At 73.0% G+C, this 17,423-nt stretch carries 17 protein-coding genes and 3 pseudogenes; 2 read left to right on the top strand and 18 right to left on the bottom strand.

All coding sequences use genetic code 11. The annotated features are described in order from the left end of the window. Positions 1-2,442, top strand: a 2,442-nt coding sequence (locus ACZ3J7_RS39235) for a WD40 repeat domain-containing protein (RefSeq protein WP_465628216.1), incomplete at its 5' end; no start/stop codon positions are given. A 15-nt stretch (positions 2,443-2,457) separates the two neighbouring features. Here the strand turns inward: ACZ3J7_RS39235 and ACZ3J7_RS39230 are convergent. The 18 genes and pseudogenes from ACZ3J7_RS39230 to ACZ3J7_RS39145 form a co-directional block, all read right to left on the bottom strand. Then, entirely contained in the window at positions 2,458-2,598 is a 141-nt protein-coding gene (locus ACZ3J7_RS39230; protein ID WP_465628214.1) for a hypothetical protein, read from the bottom strand. Continuing rightward, on the bottom strand, positions 2,592-2,900 hold the full coding sequence (locus tag ACZ3J7_RS39225; RefSeq protein ID WP_465628212.1) for an HAD family hydrolase: 309 nt from the start codon (positions 2,898-2,900) through the stop codon (positions 2,592-2,594). Before ACZ3J7_RS39225 ends, ACZ3J7_RS39230 begins: the two co-directional genes overlap by 7 nt. Positions 2,901-3,029: 129 nt before the next feature. Next, on the bottom strand, positions 3,030-3,845 hold the full coding sequence (locus tag ACZ3J7_RS39220) for a hypothetical protein (RefSeq protein WP_465628222.1): 816 nt from the start codon (positions 3,843-3,845) through the stop codon (positions 3,030-3,032). A gap of 56 nt (positions 3,846-3,901) precedes the next feature. After that, a pseudogene (locus ACZ3J7_RS39215) lies at positions 3,902-4,012 on the bottom strand (hypothetical protein); the annotation flags it as partial. A 253-nt stretch (positions 4,013-4,265) separates the two neighbouring features. Further along, on the bottom strand, positions 4,266-5,234 hold the full coding sequence (locus ACZ3J7_RS39210) for a DNA cytosine methyltransferase (protein WP_465628210.1): 969 nt from the start codon (positions 5,232-5,234) through the stop codon (positions 4,266-4,268). A 31-nt stretch (positions 5,235-5,265) separates the two neighbouring features. Continuing rightward, a pseudogene (locus ACZ3J7_RS39205) lies at positions 5,266-5,373 on the bottom strand (DNA cytosine methyltransferase); the annotation flags it as partial. A gap of 80 nt (positions 5,374-5,453) precedes the next feature. Continuing rightward, complete coding sequence (locus tag ACZ3J7_RS39200) at positions 5,454-6,635, bottom strand: hypothetical protein (RefSeq protein WP_465628208.1); 1,182 nt, start codon at positions 6,633-6,635, stop codon at positions 5,454-5,456. A 22-nt stretch (positions 6,636-6,657) separates the two neighbouring features. After that, positions 6,658-8,013, bottom strand: coding sequence for a DnaB-like helicase N-terminal domain-containing protein (locus ACZ3J7_RS39195; RefSeq protein WP_465628206.1), 1,356 nt, complete (start codon positions 8,011-8,013; stop codon positions 6,658-6,660). Further along, positions 8,013-8,225: a hypothetical protein gene (locus ACZ3J7_RS39190; protein ID WP_465628204.1), complete on the bottom strand. Its 213-nt coding sequence runs from the start codon at positions 8,223-8,225 to the stop codon at positions 8,013-8,015. The genes ACZ3J7_RS39195 and ACZ3J7_RS39190 overlap by 1 nt, the downstream gene beginning before the upstream one ends. Before the next feature lie 29 nt (positions 8,226-8,254). Beyond that, positions 8,255-9,124: an adenine nucleotide alpha hydrolase family protein gene (locus ACZ3J7_RS39185; RefSeq protein WP_465628220.1), complete on the bottom strand. Its 870-nt coding sequence runs from the start codon at positions 9,122-9,124 to the stop codon at positions 8,255-8,257. A gap of 177 nt (positions 9,125-9,301) precedes the next feature. Further along, positions 9,302-11,084: pseudogene (locus ACZ3J7_RS39180) on the bottom strand (type IV secretory system conjugative DNA transfer family protein). Positions 11,085-11,174: 90 nt separating this feature from the next. Beyond that, entirely contained in the window at positions 11,175-11,606 is a 432-nt protein-coding gene (locus ACZ3J7_RS39175) for a hypothetical protein (RefSeq protein WP_465628202.1), read from the bottom strand. A 709-nt stretch (positions 11,607-12,315) separates the two neighbouring features. Beyond that, positions 12,316-13,566, bottom strand: coding sequence for a hypothetical protein (locus tag ACZ3J7_RS39170; RefSeq protein WP_465628200.1), 1,251 nt, complete (start codon positions 13,564-13,566; stop codon positions 12,316-12,318). A 124-nt stretch (positions 13,567-13,690) separates the two neighbouring features. Next, positions 13,691-13,906, bottom strand: a complete 216-nt coding sequence (locus ACZ3J7_RS39165) for a hypothetical protein (protein ID WP_465628198.1) — start codon at positions 13,904-13,906, stop codon at positions 13,691-13,693. A 156-nt stretch (positions 13,907-14,062) separates the two neighbouring features. Continuing rightward, a complete protein-coding gene (locus tag ACZ3J7_RS39160) occupies positions 14,063-14,203 on the bottom strand; it encodes a hypothetical protein (protein WP_465628196.1) in 141 nt (46 codons plus the stop codon). 65 nt (positions 14,204-14,268) lie between these two features. Beyond that, complete coding sequence (locus ACZ3J7_RS39155; protein ID WP_465628194.1) at positions 14,269-14,766, bottom strand: hypothetical protein; 498 nt, start codon at positions 14,764-14,766, stop codon at positions 14,269-14,271. 31 nt (positions 14,767-14,797) lie between these two features. Continuing rightward, on the bottom strand, positions 14,798-15,460 hold the full coding sequence (locus ACZ3J7_RS39150) for a hypothetical protein (protein ID WP_465628192.1): 663 nt from the start codon (positions 15,458-15,460) through the stop codon (positions 14,798-14,800). Between the two features lie 37 nt (positions 15,461-15,497). Further along, entirely contained in the window at positions 15,498-16,250 is a 753-nt protein-coding gene (locus tag ACZ3J7_RS39145) for a hypothetical protein (protein WP_465628190.1), read from the bottom strand. Between the two features lie 335 nt (positions 16,251-16,585). Between ACZ3J7_RS39145 and ACZ3J7_RS39140 the strand changes: the two genes are divergently transcribed. Then, positions 16,586-17,422: a hypothetical protein gene (locus ACZ3J7_RS39140; protein WP_465628189.1), complete on the top strand. Its 837-nt coding sequence runs from the start codon at positions 16,586-16,588 to the stop codon at positions 17,420-17,422. Position 17,423: the final 1 nt, after the last annotated feature.

The following is a 17,423-nucleotide window of genomic DNA, read 5'->3' as shown; positions in this document are numbered from 1 at the left end:
CGCCTCGCCCACCGCACCTTCACCGAGCACTTCACCACCCGCCCCGACATCGCTGGGGCCCATGCCCGTATCACCACGGCCCTCAGCGCCCACGCCCGCGAAACACTCCAGCACCGGCACATGCCCGGCAGTGCGTTCCGGCCCCCGGACGTCAGCCCCTACATCCGCCACCACCTCGCCGCCCACGCCCGCCTCGGACACGCCGCCGGCGCCCTCACCATCCTCGACGCCCACCCCGACGTCCTCGACACCCTTGACCTCACCAGCATCACCACCAACGCCCTCCACCACGGCCTCGACCCCGACCAACTGCCACCCGCCATCGCCGGCACCGTCCTGCACCAGCACCACACCCACGACACCGGCCCCGAACAACAGCCGGGCACCACCACCGCGTGGCGCCGCTGGTGGCGACGCCTGGGCACCACCTACCTCCGAGGCAACCCGCCCCCCGCCGAACCCCACCCCCGCAGCCCCGGTGCCTGGCCACCCACCCTCACCACCGGCAACGTCCGGCCCCGCCAGCTCCACCTCCAACTCACCGGCCACAACGACTGGGTGAACGCGGTGGCGGTGTTCACCGCACCCGACGGCACCCCCCGCCTCGCCACTGGCAGCGCCGACCGTACAGTGCGGATCTGGAACCCCACCACCGGCGCCCAGGAAGGCGAACCCCTCACCGGCCACGACGACTGGGTGCGGGCGGTGGCGGTGTTCATCGCGCCGGACGGCACTTCCCGCCTCGCCACCGCCGGCGACGACCGGACGGTGCGGATCTGGAACCCCGCCACCGGTACCCAGGAAGGCGAACCCTTCACCGGCCACGACGGCTGGGTGAACACGGTGGCGGTGTTCACCGCGCCGGACGGCACCCCCCGCCTCGCCACCGCCGGCGACGACCGGACGGTGCGGATCTGGAACCCCACCACCGGTACCCAGGTCGGTGAGGCCCTCACCGGCCACGACGGCTGGGTGCGGGCGGTGGCGGTGTTCACCGCGCCGGACGGCACTTCCCGCCTCGCCACCGCTGGCGACGATGGGACGGTGCGGATCTGGAACCCCACCACCGGCGCCCAGGAAGGCGAACCCCTCACCGGCCATGACGACGGGGTGTGGGCGGTGGGGGTGTTCACCGCGCCGGACGGCACCCCCCGGCTGGTCACCGGCGGCGCCGACCGGACGGTGCGGATCTGGAACCCCACCACCGGTCTCCAGGAAGGCGAACCCTTCACCGGTCACGACGGCTGGGTGCGGGCGGTGGCGGTGTTCACCGCGCCGGACGGCACCCCCCGCCTGGCCACCGGCGGCGACGACCGGACGGTGCGGATCTGGAACCCCGCCACCGGTACCCAGGTCGGTGAGGCCCTCACCGGCCACGACGGCTGGGTGCGGGCGGTGGCGGTGTTCACCGCGCCGGACGGCACCCCCCGCCTGGCCACCGCCGGTGCCGACCGTACGGTGCGGATCTGGAACCCCGCCACCGGTACCCGGGAAGGTGAACCCTTCACCAGCCACAACGGCTGGGTATTGGCGGTGGCGGTGTTCACCGCGCCGGACGGCACTTCCCGCCTGGCCACCGCCGGCGACGACGAGACGGTGCGGATCTGGAACCCCACCACCGGTACCCGGGAAGGCGAACCCTTCACCGGCCACAACGGCGCCGTGTGGGCGGTGGCGGTGTTCACCGCACCCGACGGCACCCCCCGCCTCGCCACCGGTAGCGACGACGAGACGGTGCGGATCTGGAACCCCACCACCGGTACCCAGGAAGGCGAACCCCTCACCGGCCACAACGGCGCCGTGTTGGCGGTGGCGGTGTTCACCGCACCGGACGGCACCCCCCGCCTCGCCACCGCTGGCGACGATGGGACGGTGCGGATCTGGAACCCCGCCACCGGCGCCCAGGAAGGCGAACCCCTCACCGGCCACGACGACTGGGTGAACACGGTGGGGGTGTTCACCGCACTGGACGGCACCCCCCGGCTGGTCACCGGCGGCGCCGACCGTACGGTGCGGATCTGGAACCCCGCCACCGGCGCCCAGGAAGGCGAACCCCTCACCGGCCACGACGGCGGGGTGTTGGCGGTGGCGGTGTTCACCGCGCCGGACGGCACCCCCCGGCTGGTCACCGGCGGCGACGACCGTACGGTGCGGATCTGGAACCCCGCCACCGGCGCCCAGGAAGGCGAACCCCTCACCGGCCACGACGACTGGGTGCGGGCGGTGGCGGTGTTCACCGCGCCGGACGGCACTTCCCGCCTCGCCACCGGCAGCAGCGACGGGACGATGCGGATCTGGAACCCCCTGACGGAGACCGGGCATGTCCTTCCCCTGGCGGATAAGGTCAACGCACTGGCATCGAGCCACGGCGCGCTCATCGCAGGTACCGATACGGGTTTCCTCATGATCGATGTGTCGTCCGTACCCACCGATACAGCTTGATCGCCAGGACATTGCTTAGTGCCGCCAGAGGGCCCGTATGTGGCCGTCGATCCGGGTGAAGGAGTGCCCGATGCCCGCCTCGCGCAGCAGGGTCTCGTGCGGACACAGCGACAGCAGCGACTGGGTGTGGCCAGAATCCTGAACCAGCGTCAGCAACTCGACGGCACGGTCGTAGAGCCACACGGGCTGCGCACGCAGGTGCTCCAGGAAGGCCGCATCGCTGGAGACCCGTTCCTGCTCGGTGATCTCACTGCCGAGCAGGCGGGCGTAAAGGCGGTGATCGGCAGGGTGTGTTCGGCCCGGTAGGTGTCCCGGTCGACGGGCGTGCCCCCGAGGGCGGGCAGCGTCGCGTTCAGCGCGGCGACGTGGTCGTCGAGATCATCCTTGAGGGTCCCGTTCCAGTCCCAGACAAGGTGTATGGGAGTGAAGGGAGTTGAATCGCCAAAGGTGTTGTTCACGGCGGTTCTTCCAGGGTGGTCAGGCGGGGAGGAAGTGGTTGAAGCGCCGCAGCAGCCACAGGGCGCGAGCGGCTCCGGCGAGCGGCACCAGGGCGGCAGGCAGCGGTCCGGCTGCTACAGCGAGGGGGCTCAGGCCGGTGCGCCGACGGCCTGACCGGCGCCGACGCAGGCGACGAGCCACATGGAGGGCTCCGCCAACTCGCCTTCGGGAGACAGGCGTTCGATGCTCTGAGATGCGGCGGCCAGCAGCGGGGCGAGGAAGATGCCGGGTAGGAGTATGCCGAGTAGCGCGATGGCCGGCACCGGGTCGGACAGCAGTGCCGTCCACCCGGCGGCGAAGCCGGTCGCGGCGGCCACCAGGTGCCGAGCCGGAGGCCCGGGCCAGGCGCGGCGACCGTAGGCGAGGCCGCCGAGCGCGCTGCCGAGGGCCAGCGCGGCGGGCATCACCCCGGCCAGCCACCCGGCATCGTGCCGATCGCTCAGCGACAGGGCAAGCACGTTCACCACGCCGAGCGCCGCACCGGTTCCCGTGAGCGCCGCGAACAACACCCGCAGGCCCGGCGCCCGCAGCGGACCCGCCCAGTGCCCGCGTCCGGCCGGGGCGCTCGGCGTCCACTGGGCGCAGGGGGCGAAGGTGACGACCAGGGCGGAGCCGAGCAGGCCCAGCGCCGCGGTCGCCGCCAGCGCGGCGAGTACTCCGGCCCCGGCCGCGATACCGGCGGCCAGCAGCGGGCCGACCACGAACACCAGGCCCTGGCTGCTGCTGTTCAGCGCCAGCGCGGTGTGGCGCACGGCGGCGTCGGGAAGGACGCGGGGCCACAGCGTTCGCAGGCACGCCTCCAGCGGCGGAGTCGCCAGGCCCGCCACCAGCACGGCCAGCGCGGCGAGCACCGGGTGGCGCACCGGGCCGGTGGCCGGCAGCAGCAGGAACGCCGCGCTCGCCACCAGGCGGAAACGAACAGGACGGTGCGTTGGCCGTGGCGGTCGACCAGGCGGCCCAGCAGCGGCTGGCCGATCGCGGCGGCCAGGCCGTACAGCGCGCCGAGCAGCCCGGCCAGGGCGAGGGAGCCGTGTTCGGCCCGCACCAGCAGCAGGATCGCGATGGGTGCCATCCCGGTGGGCAGGCGGCTGATGGGGGTACCGCCGAGCAGGCGGGCGATGTGCGGCGGGCCCAGGATGGCACGGAAGGTGCTGTCCTGGGGCCCGCACGGCGGGTGTGGTGCGCAAGGGAGGGGAGTCCTTCGGTCGTGCGCGCCGGGGCGGCGCGCGGGAACGGCGGCGCTCAAGCGGTTCGTGCGGCTGCCGAGCAGAAGGATTCGGAGGAGCCGGGGCTTGGTCCGGCCAGGGACGACGGGGTAGAAGCCGCTACCGGATCCGGCACCGCGGGCAGCGGCCGAGCGGTGGAGCCAGCAATTCCATTGCCCGGGCGGCCTGTTGCGGGACGACTCCGTTGCCGAGGGCGGTGAGCTGGGCGGGCCGGCCAAGTCCAGGGGTGGCGGTCACCCAGCCCGCCTCCAGGCCCTGCATCCACTCCACGAACTCCGGACGGAGCCGGCCACCCTCGTCGGTCGGCGCCGGTGCCGGGCGGGTGAGCGTCTCCCACCGGGCGACGGCTGCGGCGTACTGCCCCCACCGCCGGGGGTCGGTTCCGAGGGCGGGCTCGACCAGAGCGGCAGGGCCACGGTCGGCACCGTGGGGTGCCGACCCTTGCCCGCGCGGCGCCTCGTGGTGCCGGTGCTGCTCGCGGTCGGTAGCAGCGAGGCCGCGGCCGAGGGCAGGGTCAGGTCGCCGTTGCCGTGTCGCTGGTTCGGTGAGCCCTTGATCCCGTCGCTGGCCTTCGGCGTCGGTAGCAGCCGCTCCACCTCGTCGGCCAGGTTCGGGCTGTGACCGTCGCTCCTGCGCTTCGCCAGGTGCTGGCTGCCGCCGTTCTTCCCGATGTCGCTGGTGGGTGTCTTCAGTACCGTGGTCGGCAGGCCAGGCGGCGAGGAAGACCCGGGAGCGGTGGTGGGGAGCTCCGACGTCGGAGGCACGAAGAACGAGCCAGCGTGCGTCATACCGCAGGTCGGCCAGGGTGCCGAGTACGGCGCCAAGTGCCCGCACAGGAGAGAGGGTTGGGTCGTCTCCCAGACACCACGGGCAGGGTTCCACGTCGCCAGCGGAACCCGGGGAGGTGAGGAGTCCTCGTACATTCTCGACCACCAGGAGGCAGGGGTTGAGGGCCTCGACCGCGCGTGCGACGTGCAGCCAAAGCCCGGATCGGGTCTGCGAGTTGAGGCCGACACGTCGACCGGCGACCGAGACGTCTTTGACAAGGGAATCCGGCCGTGAGGACACCGACCCGCGGAGCGGCCGACCAGTCGATCGCCGTGATATCGCCCAGGTTCGGCACGCTGGGCCAGTGCCTGGCCAGGATCGCGGACGGCGCGGGCTCGACCTCGGCGTGCCAGGCGACCTGCCCGCCGAGTGCCGCCATCACGCCCAGGTCGAGCCCGCCGTAGCCGCTGCACAGCGAACCGATCAGCGGCCCGGACCACGACGGCGGCCGGGCGGCCGTCATCGCCGCCCCCGCGCGGAAGGTGGAACGGTCCGGGTGCCGACCGGTGCGGGGCACGGGGGAACCGGGGGCGTGGTGGTTGCGGCGCGGGTGAGCGCAGCGGCCTTGCATACGGTGTCCGGATTCTGCCCAGGCTCGGCCATCGGGGAGAGGGCTTCGGCCGCTGCCGGGGCAGGCAAGACGTCCGCGGCGGCCATCCGCAGAATCCGGGCACCGTCTTGGAGGTTGTGGTGCGCCGCCTGGAGGGCCTCGCCGATGTACAGGGCGGCGACCTTGCGCTGGTAGTCGCCACCGGGCAGGCCGTCCGGGTCAGGTGGCAACGTGTCGAGGTAGGAGAACTGCTGGCCGATGGTGCCGAGCGCACCGGTGGCCTGGGCGGCCCGGTTCACAGCGAGGGCGAACGCCTCCGCCGGGTACCCCGGCCGCATCGGATCGGCTGCCTGGGACAGGTAGGTGTTGCCGATCGTGGTGATGAACGCGCCCAGTTCGGTAATCCTGTGACCCGTGACGGCGGACTCCAGCGGTGCGGACGGATCGGCGGTGGTGGGCAGCCCGTCCCGCAGTCGGTCGAGCGCCGCCGCAGCCTGCAGCATGAGCGCGGTGGAGAAGGGACGGTTCACAGTGTGCTCCGGCGGTTGGGAGGGAAAGGTGGGAAGGCGCGCGGTAGCCGCAGCGTTCGGAGGGGCTGCCGGGGCCGTCGGGGAGGCGGGCGGCTGCACGGCGCTGCGCGACAGCGCGGCGTCCACCCGGATCGTCGGGGAGGAGCGGTTCGGTGAATCGGCGGCCCGCTCGTCGGTGGTGCGGTCGGACGTCGGCGATTTCGGAGTCGTGGCCTGTGCGGCGCGGGTGTACGTGGCCGAGTGCAGTTCCACCAGGGCAGGGGCGATGGTCTCAGCGCAGGCCCGCAGGACCTTGGCGGTGTCGGCGAGGCTGCCGCGCGCCCGGTCGAAGGAGGAACTGATGCTGCCGGCGGCGGCGCTGAGGGCGGTGTCCACATCCGGGGCACTGCGCCCTCCGGCTGTGCAGGCCAGGGTAGCGAGCTGCTGACCGACACCGCTGAGTTCGGCGGCGGCCGAGGTGGTGCTGGCGCCGACGTCAGCGAACGCCTCGGCCGCGAGCACAAGGTCCGTTAGCGGCGCCGGGTAGGAAGCCACCGCCAGGAACAGGTGCTCGTCACCCAATCCGTTGACGATGCTGCCGAGTTCACTGATTTAGCGCCCCACGGCGGCCGGGTCGGGCCAGGGAAAGCCGGGGCCCATCCGGGGCAGCCGGACGCTCTGGAGCTCGGCCATGCTCGCCGCTGCGTTCAGCAGCAGCGCGGTCTCGGAGAGGTGCTTGTTCACGTCGCACTCCGAAGCGGAGAGGAAGAAGAGGAGGAGGGGCGGCGGGCATCGCGCTCGCGGTGCCCGCCCGGGAGGCGGGGACGACGGGCGAGACCGCCTTGGACGCCGACTGCTGCGGGGCGCTACGAGCCAGCGCCGCGTTCACCCGAGCCGCCAGAATGCTCGGCGTCGCCGGAGCAGTGGCCGTGCCAGGGGCGAGATGCCCGTTGGCGGTGCGCCAGCGGGCGCGGACCTCCTCCAGCGGGCCGAGGGCGTACAGGGCCTGGCCGACCAGCTGCCCGGGGGCCAGGCGTTCGTCGGCGGCCAGCACGGTGATCCGCTGGGCGCTCTCGGCAGCGGTGCGGGTGAGCGAGGTGCGCAGCACCTGGTCGCCGAGCCACCCGGCAGACCCGGCGACCAAGTGCGCGCCTAGGACCTGGGAGAGCTGCTTCTCGGTGAGTTTGCCATCGGCGAGCAGCCCGCGCCGTTGGACCTCCCACAGGGTGGTGACGGGGTCGATCGGCTCGCCGCGGTGGTGGAGCGCGCCGAGGCAGCGGTAGAGCTGTCCGTGGCCGGGGTCGGCGAAGTCGCCGGGCCGCAGCCAGTCGAAGACCTCCTGGAGCGCGCCGCCCTGGTGCGCCAGCAGGGACAGCAGGAACTGCTCGTCCGCCCGCGCGTCGTCGGACAGTTCGGCGGCGGGTTCGGCGGCCGGGGCGGTAGCCGGGGCGGTGGCGGGCTTCTGGGTGCGGGGCGGGGTGCCCCAGCGCCCGGCGAGGTCGGCGAGCACGCCGGCCAGGACGTCGGCCTGGTGGGCGGTGCCCTCGACGCTGCCCGCTGCGAGGCCCTCCTCGGCGACGCCGAACAGCCGCTGGGCGTGCACGGTGACTGTGCGGCGGATCGAGCCTTCCAGGACGATCCGCCCGTACAGCGGGGCGTGGCCGGGACGCGGGCAGGCGGCGACGAGGGTGTGCAGATAGGAAGGGTCAAGTCCGCAGGTGCGCTCACTGGCCAGGGCGAGGGTGTCGGTTAGCCACTCCAAGGGCACTTCGCCGTCGTCGCTGTCGGCGGCGAAGCCGGGGTGCCCGGCGTCGCGCAGTTCGCGCAGCACGGAGAAGAGGACCTGGTGGGCGGGGCGGTGGAAGTCGTGCGGCTCCAGCCAGTCCAGCCGCCGCAGTTGGCGCGGGTCGAGCAGGACCGCACCGAGCAGCGCCTGCTCGCCCGCGAGCAGCGGCTCCATCACGACCACCACCGGCGGTGCTCGGAGGTGAGCTGGGCGACCTCGCGCTCGGCGGCGGCCCGGGCGGTTGCGAAGCGGTCCAGCTCGCCCGTGAACGTCGGGTCGGTGGCCAGCAGCGACCCGGCGCCGCTGACGAGCCACCACCGGCCGCAGCGTCGGACGACCGGGGCGCCGACCAGGCGCTCGCCCCGGGAGGGAGAAGAAGGGGTCATCGGGTAACTCCGTTGTGTGGGAAGGCCGGTCAGGCGGTGAGGGTGAAGCGGTCGGCGGCGACCGGGGCACCCGAGCGGCAGACCCAGGGCGAGCAGCCGTCCGCGTCGCCGGCCTCCAGCTCGGCGTCGGCGATGGCGTCGAAGACGTCCGTCTGGCGCTCGGCCCATTCGTGCGCGGTGACCCGGTCGATGGGCGCCTGGTCCAGCGGGCGGCGGCTGCGGTGCAGGTACGCCTGGCCGAGCAGCGGGGTGCCCCCCGCGGTCGCCCGGGCGTTGCCGCTGCGGATCGCCTGGTCGAAGGCGACGACGTCCTCCCACTCCTCGTGCGAGGTGTCGCGCAGCGCCCGCCACTGGGCGTTGCCGTGGTAGGGACACCCCAGACAGCTGCTCTTCGGAGTCGACTCGAAGCCGCGAGCGCGCAGCAGCCGCAGGCAGTCCGCCCGGGTGAGGCCCAGCTCCAGCAGCGGGAAGCGGTTCTTCATGTAGGCGACGTCGGCGTCCTTGGCCCGGTGCACCTCGTCCACCGAGATGCCGATCCACTGCTCGACGAACACCCCGCCCGGCACCCGCTGCGGGTAGGGGCAGCCGAGGAGCTCGCGGGCCTTCTCCTTGATCGGTTTGATCTTGTACTGGCTGGTGCACTGCCGACGCGACATGCCCTCGCCGCCATCGGAGTTGAGGATGTGCAGCGGCATCGATGCGAAGCGCTTCGCAGGGTCGAGCGCGTCCGAGCGGATGTTGCCCGAGGAGACTCGCAGGATGGGGATCCCGGCCGGGGCAGCGACCTCCCGCTCGATGCGGTCCAGGTGGGCGTAGACCGAGCGGGGCTCCCAGCCGGTGTCCGCGAAGATCGCGTAATCCAGGCCGGGCAGGTGGCTCTCGGCGGCCAGGAGCAGCAGCACACTGCTCTGGACCCCGGCGCCGAGCGAAAGAACTCGCAGGGCAGGAGAGGTAGTTGTACTCACGGAGGAGGTCCTTGGGGGGAGAGCGGGCGTGCGGCAGGGACGCCCGGAGGGGAAGGGGGAGGCGGCGCCGGCCGTGAGGTCTCGATCGGCGCCGCCAGGGTGGGTAGGCGGTCAGGCCGAGAGGGTGAAGCCGTTCTGGCTCTTGTCGAGAGCGCGCGCGGTGATGGCCTTCGTGGCGCGGGTGGAGGCCGGGCCGATCTCCTTGACGGAGCGCTCCTTGTACCAGGGGCGGAGGTCGAGCATCGCCACCCGCATGCCGGTGGCGAACAGCAGCACCTTGCCCTTGGGCAGCGCGCGGATCTGGTCCGGTGCCAGGATGCGCTCGGTGCGCATCGAGGTCGAAGTCGACTTGCCGCTGTCGGAGTTGGAGACGGAGACGGTCTGCACGTCGTGCTCTCCGATCTGCCGCGACAGCTTGTCCGCGAAGTCGGCGTCGTCGATCCCGCTGCCGACGATCTTGACGGTCGCGGCGGACCAGAGGGCGTCCATGCCGGCCTCGCCCCAGCAGCGCTGGCCCTGCCGGTAGGACTGCAGGATTGTGATCGGGATGACCCCGCGCGAGCCCAAGTGCGAGTACAGGTCCGGGAGATCACTGATCTTGCACACGTTCGCGGCCTCGTCCAGGACGCACAGCGCGGGCGGGTCGAGCCGCCCGCCGCTGCGCTCGGCGACGATGACGGCGGAGCGCATCACCGCGTCGGCCGCCGCCGCGATGATCGCCGAGGCGGAGCCGCCGCCGTCCTTGCTGAGCAGGAACAGCGTGTCACGGGAGGACGCGAAGGCGAACGGCTTGAACTCCGGCAGGTCGGGCGTCGGGGTGACCCAGGCGGCGATCTCCGGGTCCAGCAGGCAGCTCGCGTACTGCCTCGCCGTCTCGTAGATCCCGTCCCTCGTCTCGGTCGCACCGGTGACGGTGCCCTGGAGCTGGGCGGCCACCGCGTGGTGGCCGGCGTCGGTGAGCAGGTCGACGGGGGTGCGGTCGGCGGGGGAGGCGAGCCAGGCCAGCACGTCGGTGATCGGGCGCCGGTTGCTGGCCGCAGCCAGGAATAGCGCACCGAGGGTATTGGCGGCGGCGGTCGACCAGAAGTCGGAGCCGCTGGACTCGTCCACGGACGCGGTGACGAAGTGCCCGGCGAGCCGCTTCGCCCCGGCGAGGTCGCGGGCGTCGGCCAGGATGTCCCACCACATCTCGCGCGGGTGGTGCGCGATCTGCTGCGGGTCGAGCGTCCAGACGGTGCCGACCTTCGCCCGCGCGTCGAAGCACGCGGTGAACGCGTCGTTCGCCGCCTTGTTCGACGTCAGCAGCACCGGGCCGGGCGCGGCGAGGATCGCCGGGATCGCGATGCCGGACGTCTTACCCGAACGGGGCGCCATGATCGCGACCAGAACGTCCTCCCAGGAGGCGCGGACCTCAGCCTTGCCGGGCGAGAGAGTGCCGATCAGGATGCCTCGGTCGTTCGGCTCGACCTCTTTTGCACTCCTGGCCGTTCAGGCTCGGTCGTAGGTCGCGGGCCTTGGCGGTGACCTCCTTGTCCAGCAGCGGCGCCAGGTCGGCCCTACCGGCGAGGCCGGTCTTCGCCCCGGCATGGTGGCGCGTCCACAGCACCAGGGCGGTGGCGGTCAGGGCGGCGGTGAGCAGGCCGGGCAGGAGGCGGGCACCGACCAACAGCGCGACGGGGCTGAGGTGCGGCCACAGCGCGTCGGGGTGCAGCAGGGCGTCGGCGGCGCTGAAGCGGGCCCACGGGCCTTTGCCGACAAGGGCGTTGGCGGCGTTGCCAGTCAGCCAGGCCAGCGAGCCGAAGGCGAGGGCGGCACCGAGGACGCCGAACAGGAGATAGAGGAGCGCGTCGGTGCCGGTGGTGGTCGACGGCGCGCTGGTACGCGGGGAGGGCAAGACAGTTCCAGGTGGGTGCGAGCGGGCGGGGCGGGGCGCGCTCGGCTCTCGAACAGATCACGACGTAACTCTCTTGCAGGAGATATGAGTTCAGCGGGTGCGGGCGGCGGGAGTACGCGGCGCGGCCAGCGGAGCGGGAGCGGGAGAGGATGCCGGGCCGGGAGCGGTCCTGCTGGCGGGGGAGGTGAGGAGGGCAGCGGCGATGCGCTGCCGGTCGGACACATCGGTGTCGTTGCCGACGTAGCCGACGGCCAGGTCCGGCTCGATGGCGACTCGGAACCCGAAGCCGTCCAGCAGGCCGGACGCACCAGACGCGGCGAGCTGTTGGTCAGGGCCCGGCGTGTCAGCCGGGAGGTTGTAGGAGGCCGGGTTGCCAGGATTGGACGGGGCGGTGAAGCCGAACCGGCGCAGGACCATGCCGATGACCTCGGGAGCGTCGGTACGGCAGTCGGCCCAGACCAAGCCGTCGCCACCGCGGTAGATCTCGACGTCGGTGCCGTAGGTGTCGGCCAAGTTGCCCATGAAAAGGTCCTTTGAGGATCGTGAGGTGGTGATGGGGTGGGTCAGCGGCGGTGGCTGGCGGGGCCGTGATAGGCGGCCCGGCCGGGGGCGCCTCGGGCTCGGCTCCGGGGCTCGCGGCACGGCGGGTGGCGGCGCGGGGCGAGTAGGGGACGGCGGCCTGCTGCCGCATCGCCTCCGCACCGGAGGGGCCGTGGCCCATGACGTCGTGCAGCAGCTCCCGGGTGTGCTTGTCCTGGACCATCCCGTGGTGCCGCGGGTCGCGGGTTTCGGCCGGCATCTCGGCGATGTCGCCGACGACGGCCTCCAGCTCTTCCTGGGCGTAGACCAGCATGGAGTGGACGGAGGCCAGTCGCGTCCACAGGTCGAAGGCCGCCATGTAGGGGGCCTGGTAGTCGAAGTTGAGCCGGGCCCTGGCCCAGTCGGCGCTGGCGGCGACCAGCTCGGTTAGCTGCGGCAGCGGGCCGACCAGGGCACCAGTCGCCTCCTCCACGCTCGCGGCGACCCCACCCGGGCCCGCCGTCACCTCCAGTCGCGCGGTCACGCCGGGCACCGAGTACGGGTCGGCCGCCGGGGGTGGGCTGCAGGGGGAATCGGCCTGCGGGCCGTGGACGAGGGCGATGTTGTGCCGCATCGCGGCACCGACCGCCTCGCCGATCGACGAGTAGTGCTCAGGCATCGTGCCCACCGCCGGGAGCCGTGGGGGTGCCGGTCACCGGGTGCGTCCCGTCTGCCGGGGTACGACCGCCTGCGGAGGTGCGGCGGAGTGCGGTGTGGAGGCGGTCACGCCTCGGGCGGTGGCGGCGGGGGAGGTGGCGCGGGCCGCGTCGGCGGTGGCGGAGCTGGACGCGGTGTCGACGGGGGCGTCGTGGGACTGGGCACGCTGCACTTCGTCGAGCAGGCCGCCCAGCTCGCTCTGGGCGGCGGAGACGAAGTCGGCGGCGAAGCCGATGCGGTCGGAGAGGGCGTACTGCTCGGGGTCGAGGTCGGTGGTCTGCTCGGAGGCGGCTTCCAGCATGTCGTGGAGGCGGTCCAGGATGCCGCCGTCGGGGTCGAGCACCTGGACGAGCGCCTCGGCGAGTTCGCCGAAGCTGGTGGCGCCGCGGATCTGGTCGGTGACCTGGAGGAGCTGGTCGCCGGCGGAGAGCTGGTGCCGGTCGGCGGGGTTGCCGGGCAGCGTGGTGTCGAGCCGGGGGTCGAGGTCGACGTCGTAGCGGGCGGCGCGCAGCATCTCGGCGGCGTGGGTGGCGACGGCGGCGCGGTCGGCCGGGGCGGTGGTGGGCAGCCGGTAGCGGCGGCCGTACCAGTCGCCCTTCTCGGCGAAGCCGGCGTGCTTGAGCAGGGAGGCCGCGAGGTCGTCGCTGGAGCCCTTGGCGACGACGGCGCCGCTGGGTTCGAGGCCGATGGCGATCGGTGGGGTGGGCATGCGGTAGTCCTTGGCGGTGGTGACGGAGGGGACGGTGCGCACGAGGTGGCCGAGGTCGGTGGCGATGCGGTGGCACTCGGCCTGGGCGTGGAAGGCGTCCCGGTAGGTGCTGTGGATGGAGCCGTCCTCGCGGACGACGGTGGCGACGATGTGCACCGAGCGGTCGAGGTTGCGGATCGCCGCCCACCGGCAGCCGTTCGGGTCGCCGGCGGGGGCGATTCCGGTGACGGCGACCAGGCGCCGGGCGACGTCCGCCCACTGGGTGTCGGTCAGGTCAGGGTGGCGCGGGTCGGAGCGCACCGAGCACAGCCACACCGGTCGCTCGGGGGCCCGGGCGCCGATTCGGGCGGCCGGGGCGTCCAGCACGCCGCCGCCCAGGACCTCCCGGGGGTCGCCGAACAGCGGCAGCTGTTGGTGCGAGCCACGGTAGTCGGCCCCGATCAGCCGGGGCCGCAGCCGAAAGCGCGGAGCGTCGTGCCCGTACAGGACGGGGATCAGCGCGGCCGTGCTGGTGGCGCGCTGCAGGTGGGCGATCACGACGGTCCCCTCTCGGGCGGCGGCGGGCCCGGCGACCGGGCTGACGGGGGAAGGATCCGCAGATCCGGCGGTTTGGTCGGGCCGCCGGACGGTGGTAGTGGCCGGTGACGGTGGGCCGGGTGCGTCAGCGGACCGAGGCGTCGCGGTCCCGGCTGAACTTCTCGCAGGCGAAGCGGGCGAAGACCTCGTCGTTGTGCAGCCGGGCCCAGCGTCCGTCCTGGCGGACGACGGTGGCGAGGATGTCGATGCGGTCCTCCGTGGTCTGCAGGGCCGCCCAGCGGCAGGCGGTGCTGTCGCTTGTCGGATCGATGCCGGTGGCGTCCAGGACATCCAGGGCCAAGTCGTACCAGTCGTCCTCGGTGAGCGCGGTCGACGGGAGCTGCGGATCGAGCAGTGCCAGGTCAGCTACTCAGAGGGGGTGTGGCCGGTTCGGGGCCGGCGCAGTGCCAGCGGCTCGTCCAGCAGCGCCGCCAAGCGCGCCATGTCGTACTCCTCCTCAGCGGGCGGTTCCGGCGACCACGTTTCTGAGTAGGACCGGCTCGAAGTCCGGGTCGTCGCTGAGCACACACAGGGATTTCAGCAGGTCGAGGGTGCTCTCGGTGCGCCGGACGGTGCAGTGCAGAACGGGGCCGTGCATGGTGGTGTTATCCGAAATGCTTTCAGGGAAAGGGGAGTTGGGCTCTGGGGTCCGTGTCGGGTAGGTCAGACGAAGGGGTTCTCGGTGGGGCGGTCGGCGGTGGTAGCCGCTTCCAGTAGTTCTTGGAGGTCGCCGGGCTCGGAGGAGCGCTGATCGATCCACCAGCCGGCGCGGGTCACGGTGCGGGCCTGCTCCTCGACCTGCTCCCAGTCGGTCTCCGGCATGCCGCCCTCCAGCACGAGGGCGGTGTAGGCGGCGGCGAGTAGCTGGTGGCGGCAGCGCACGCCCCAGGCGATGCCCCGCTCGGTGCCCTCCAGCGGCGGCATCCGGTACCGCTCGGACCAGGCGTCGGACTCCGCCTGCTCCTCGGCGCGCTTGGCCGCCAGCCACGCGGCCTTGCCGGCCTCGTCGCCGTCCTTCGCCGCGCGCCAGCACTCGGTGCACTCCTGCCGGGACAGCCAGTCGGCGTACCCGGCGCGTCGGTCGGCCGGGCGGTCGCCGAGGTCGCGCTCGCTCTCGTGCCCGCACGAGTGGGCGATCTTCCAGACCTTCTTCACGGTCATGACGGGGGCTCCTTGCTTCTGGGGAGGGGGTTCAGCGGCTGCGGACGCCGGAGGGCGCTGCGGGTGGCAGCCGGGCGGTTCGCACCGGTGTGCTGGGGAAGGCCGAGGCGCGGGCGTGCTCGCGGGTGCCGACGCTGGGCGGGCGGATGGCTGCGGCGAGGGCATAGTCGACGGCGACGGTGTACCGGCCTTGCCGCAGCGGCTCGGTGAGCGCGGCGATGGCGTCGATGCCGGCTTCGTGCTGCCGGGTGGGGGCGAGATAGATGTCGAGGGCAGGCACGTGGTGCCAGCCGGCCCGGGTGAGGAACGGTGCGGGGTCGATCGGCAGGCCGTCGCTGACGGCGGCGACGATCCCCAGGTCGGGGTGCTTGCCGAACGCGACGTCCGGCTCGTCGGGGCTGGGCCGCCAGGTGCTGCCGGGCACATCGAACGCGGGCTCGGCCTGGACGCGGTGGCCCATCGTGCGCAGGGCCTGCACTGCGGCGCGGGCGCGCTGCTGTTCGTAGTGTTCGGGGCCGGTGAAGGCGAAGAGGCGGGGGTCGTCCGGGGCGGGCTCGAAGCCGAGGGAGGGCAGGACGGCGTCGGCGACCGGTTGCGGCATCCGACCGAGGGCGGCGTGGACACCAAAGCGGTGGGAGTGGAGCCGGATTGCGACGTCGAAGGCGGGGGCGTCGGAGGTGACGGGAGTGGACATGGCGGGTCTCCCTTGAAGACGAGAGGGCGGAGGGTGGTCAGCGGGTGCGGGCGAACGCGGCACGGGGGTCGGCCGCCACGGGCGGTGGACTGGGCGGGGTCGCGGCGGCAGCGGGGCTTCGCCGGGCCGCAGGGCTCCTGAGCAGGGCGGCCTCGCCGGTGCGGAATCCGCGCGCGGTGGACGCAGCGGCGATCGGAGCCCGGTAAGCGGCGACTTCGGCAGAGATCCGGCTCTGCACGGCGACCTGGTAGCCGGCTCGGCGCAGCTCGCGCGCCGTGGCGGCGACCGCCTGCAGCGCGTTATCCCGTTCGCCGAGGCGCGGGTCGGTGGGTGGGAAGGGCGGGAAGTAGAAGTCCACGCCAGCGTGGCGCCACCAGCCACAACTGCTCATCGCGGCGTGGGCTTCTTGTGCTGGGCCGTCGCCGACCGTCCCGATCACCCCCAACGACGGGCTCTCGGTGAAGACCACGTCCGGCTCGCGCTCCGACACCGGCGCAGTGGCCTGCTGGGAGACTTCGGTCCGCGGCTCGGGGCGGGCGTCCAGGGAGAGGTCGCTGTGGACGGCGTAGCCCGCGCCGTCGAGGACCTTGATCGCCCACCGGAGACGGTCCGGGGCGTCGCGGTGCTGCTCGGTGAGCGCGTACAGGTACGGGTGGTCGGCGATGCGCTGGAACCCCAATCGCTCCAGCATCCAGGCGGCTGCGGCGGATTGGGTGGGCAGGGCGGCGACGACGCCGTGGCGGGGGTGGTGGCCGAGGACGACCTCGGGCTGCGGTGCGAGGGTGGGCATGGCGGGCTTTCCGTAGGGAGGTCAGCGGTTGCGGCCGGAGGTGCGGCCGGTGGCCGGGGCTGGGCCGCGAGCAGCGCTTCGGCGGGGTGCCCGGTGAGGGTGCGTTCGGACGCCGGGGAGGAGGCGAGGGCAGCGGCCACCCGCAGGTCGTGTCCGCTTGCAGCCGACCGGGCTGCGGCCTGGGGGTCCGAGGCGTGCCGGTCGGCGAGGTCTCCCCGCAGCGCCCGGATCTCTCGGACGCAGCGGTCGGTCAGCTCGGCGACCTGGCCCAGCCTGGCGGCGTAGTGCGGATCGCAAGCGGTCGCGTTCAGCCCCTCCCACCAGGCGGCGGTTTGGTGCAGTACGTCGACGGCCTGGTCCAGCACGCCGTCACCGGGGGCCTTCAGCACGCTGAGCGCGGCCACCTCCTCCTCGATAGGGCCGGCCTTCACGATCTCCTGGCCGAGACGGTCGAGCCGGCGCGGCGGGAGGGTGGCTTGCTCGGCGGCCCAGTCGGCCAGGTTCGTCGGGCAGTTGACGCCGAAGCCCTCGGCCCGCAGATAGTCAGCCGCCCTGGTTACGGCCGTGCGGCGCTCGGCGCGGTTGAGCATCGCGGTCGGGAGCCGGTGGCAGGCCACGCCGCCCTGGACGGTGGGGACGAAGCCTGCGCGGTGCAGCAGCGACTCGGCCCGCGCCAGCCGCTCCCGCACCTCCTGCTCGGAGGGGACACCGCGCCGGTCGAGGTGCTCGTCAAGGCAGGCCAGCAGGGGTCCGGTGCCGGTGCCGTGCTCGTGGTGGAGATGCCCCGACTGGCTGTCGTACAGGGGGATGGGCTCACCGCCGATCTCAAGCCATTCCGCGTACCAGCCGTTCTGTGGGCTGGTCCGCCCGGGCTCCTGGTAGCCGGCGTACTGGGGGCAGACAAGCAGGAAGCTGTTGTTCGGCAGCTGGGCGTCGATGTAGTCGCCGGTGTCGAAGCCGATGCCCCGGTTCGCCAGGAGAGTGGTGATCGGCTCGAACTGGCCGCCTGGAAGGTGGCGGCGGGTGTGGGCGGTGACCTCGAAGCCGGACTTGGAGAACTTGACGGGCTGCATGGCGGTGCTCCTGCGAAGCTCGCCCCTGCGGAAGCGGGAGCTGGGGTGTCGATGGTCCGGAGGATCTGCGGCTTGGTCCGGCCGGGGAAGCGGTGGTAGA

The organism is Kitasatospora sp. NPDC015121 (genome assembly GCF_055562955.1).
The sequence above is the reverse complement of the archived record's forward strand: the minus strand, read 5'-3'. Positions and strand labels throughout refer to the sequence as shown.

Bases quoted from the DNA above. Each gene is read 5' to 3' on its own strand.
- ACZ3J7_RS39155 (WP_465628194.1), bottom strand. From the start codon at position 14,766: ATGACCGTGAAGAAGGTCTGGAAGATCGCCCACTCGTGCGGGCACGAG.
- ACZ3J7_RS39190 (WP_465628204.1), bottom strand. From the start codon at position 8,225: ATGACCCCTTCTTCTCCCTCCCGGGGCGAGCGCCTGGTCGGCGCCCCG.
- ACZ3J7_RS39145 (WP_465628190.1), bottom strand. From the start codon at position 16,250: ATGCCCACCCTCGCACCGCAGCCCGAGGTCGTCCTCGGCCACCACCCC.
- ACZ3J7_RS39175 (WP_465628202.1), bottom strand. From the start codon at position 11,606: ATGGGCAACTTGGCCGACACCTACGGCACCGACGTCGAGATCTACCGC.
- ACZ3J7_RS39195 (WP_465628206.1), bottom strand. From the start codon at position 8,013: ATGGAGCCGCTGCTCGCGGGCGAGCAGGCGCTGCTCGGTGCGGTCCTG.
- ACZ3J7_RS39150 (WP_465628192.1), bottom strand. From the start codon at position 15,460: ATGTCCACTCCCGTCACCTCCGACGCCCCCGCCTTCGACGTCGCAATC.
- ACZ3J7_RS39160 (WP_465628196.1), bottom strand. From the start codon at position 14,203: ATGCACGGCCCCGTTCTGCACTGCACCGTCCGGCGCACCGAGAGCACC.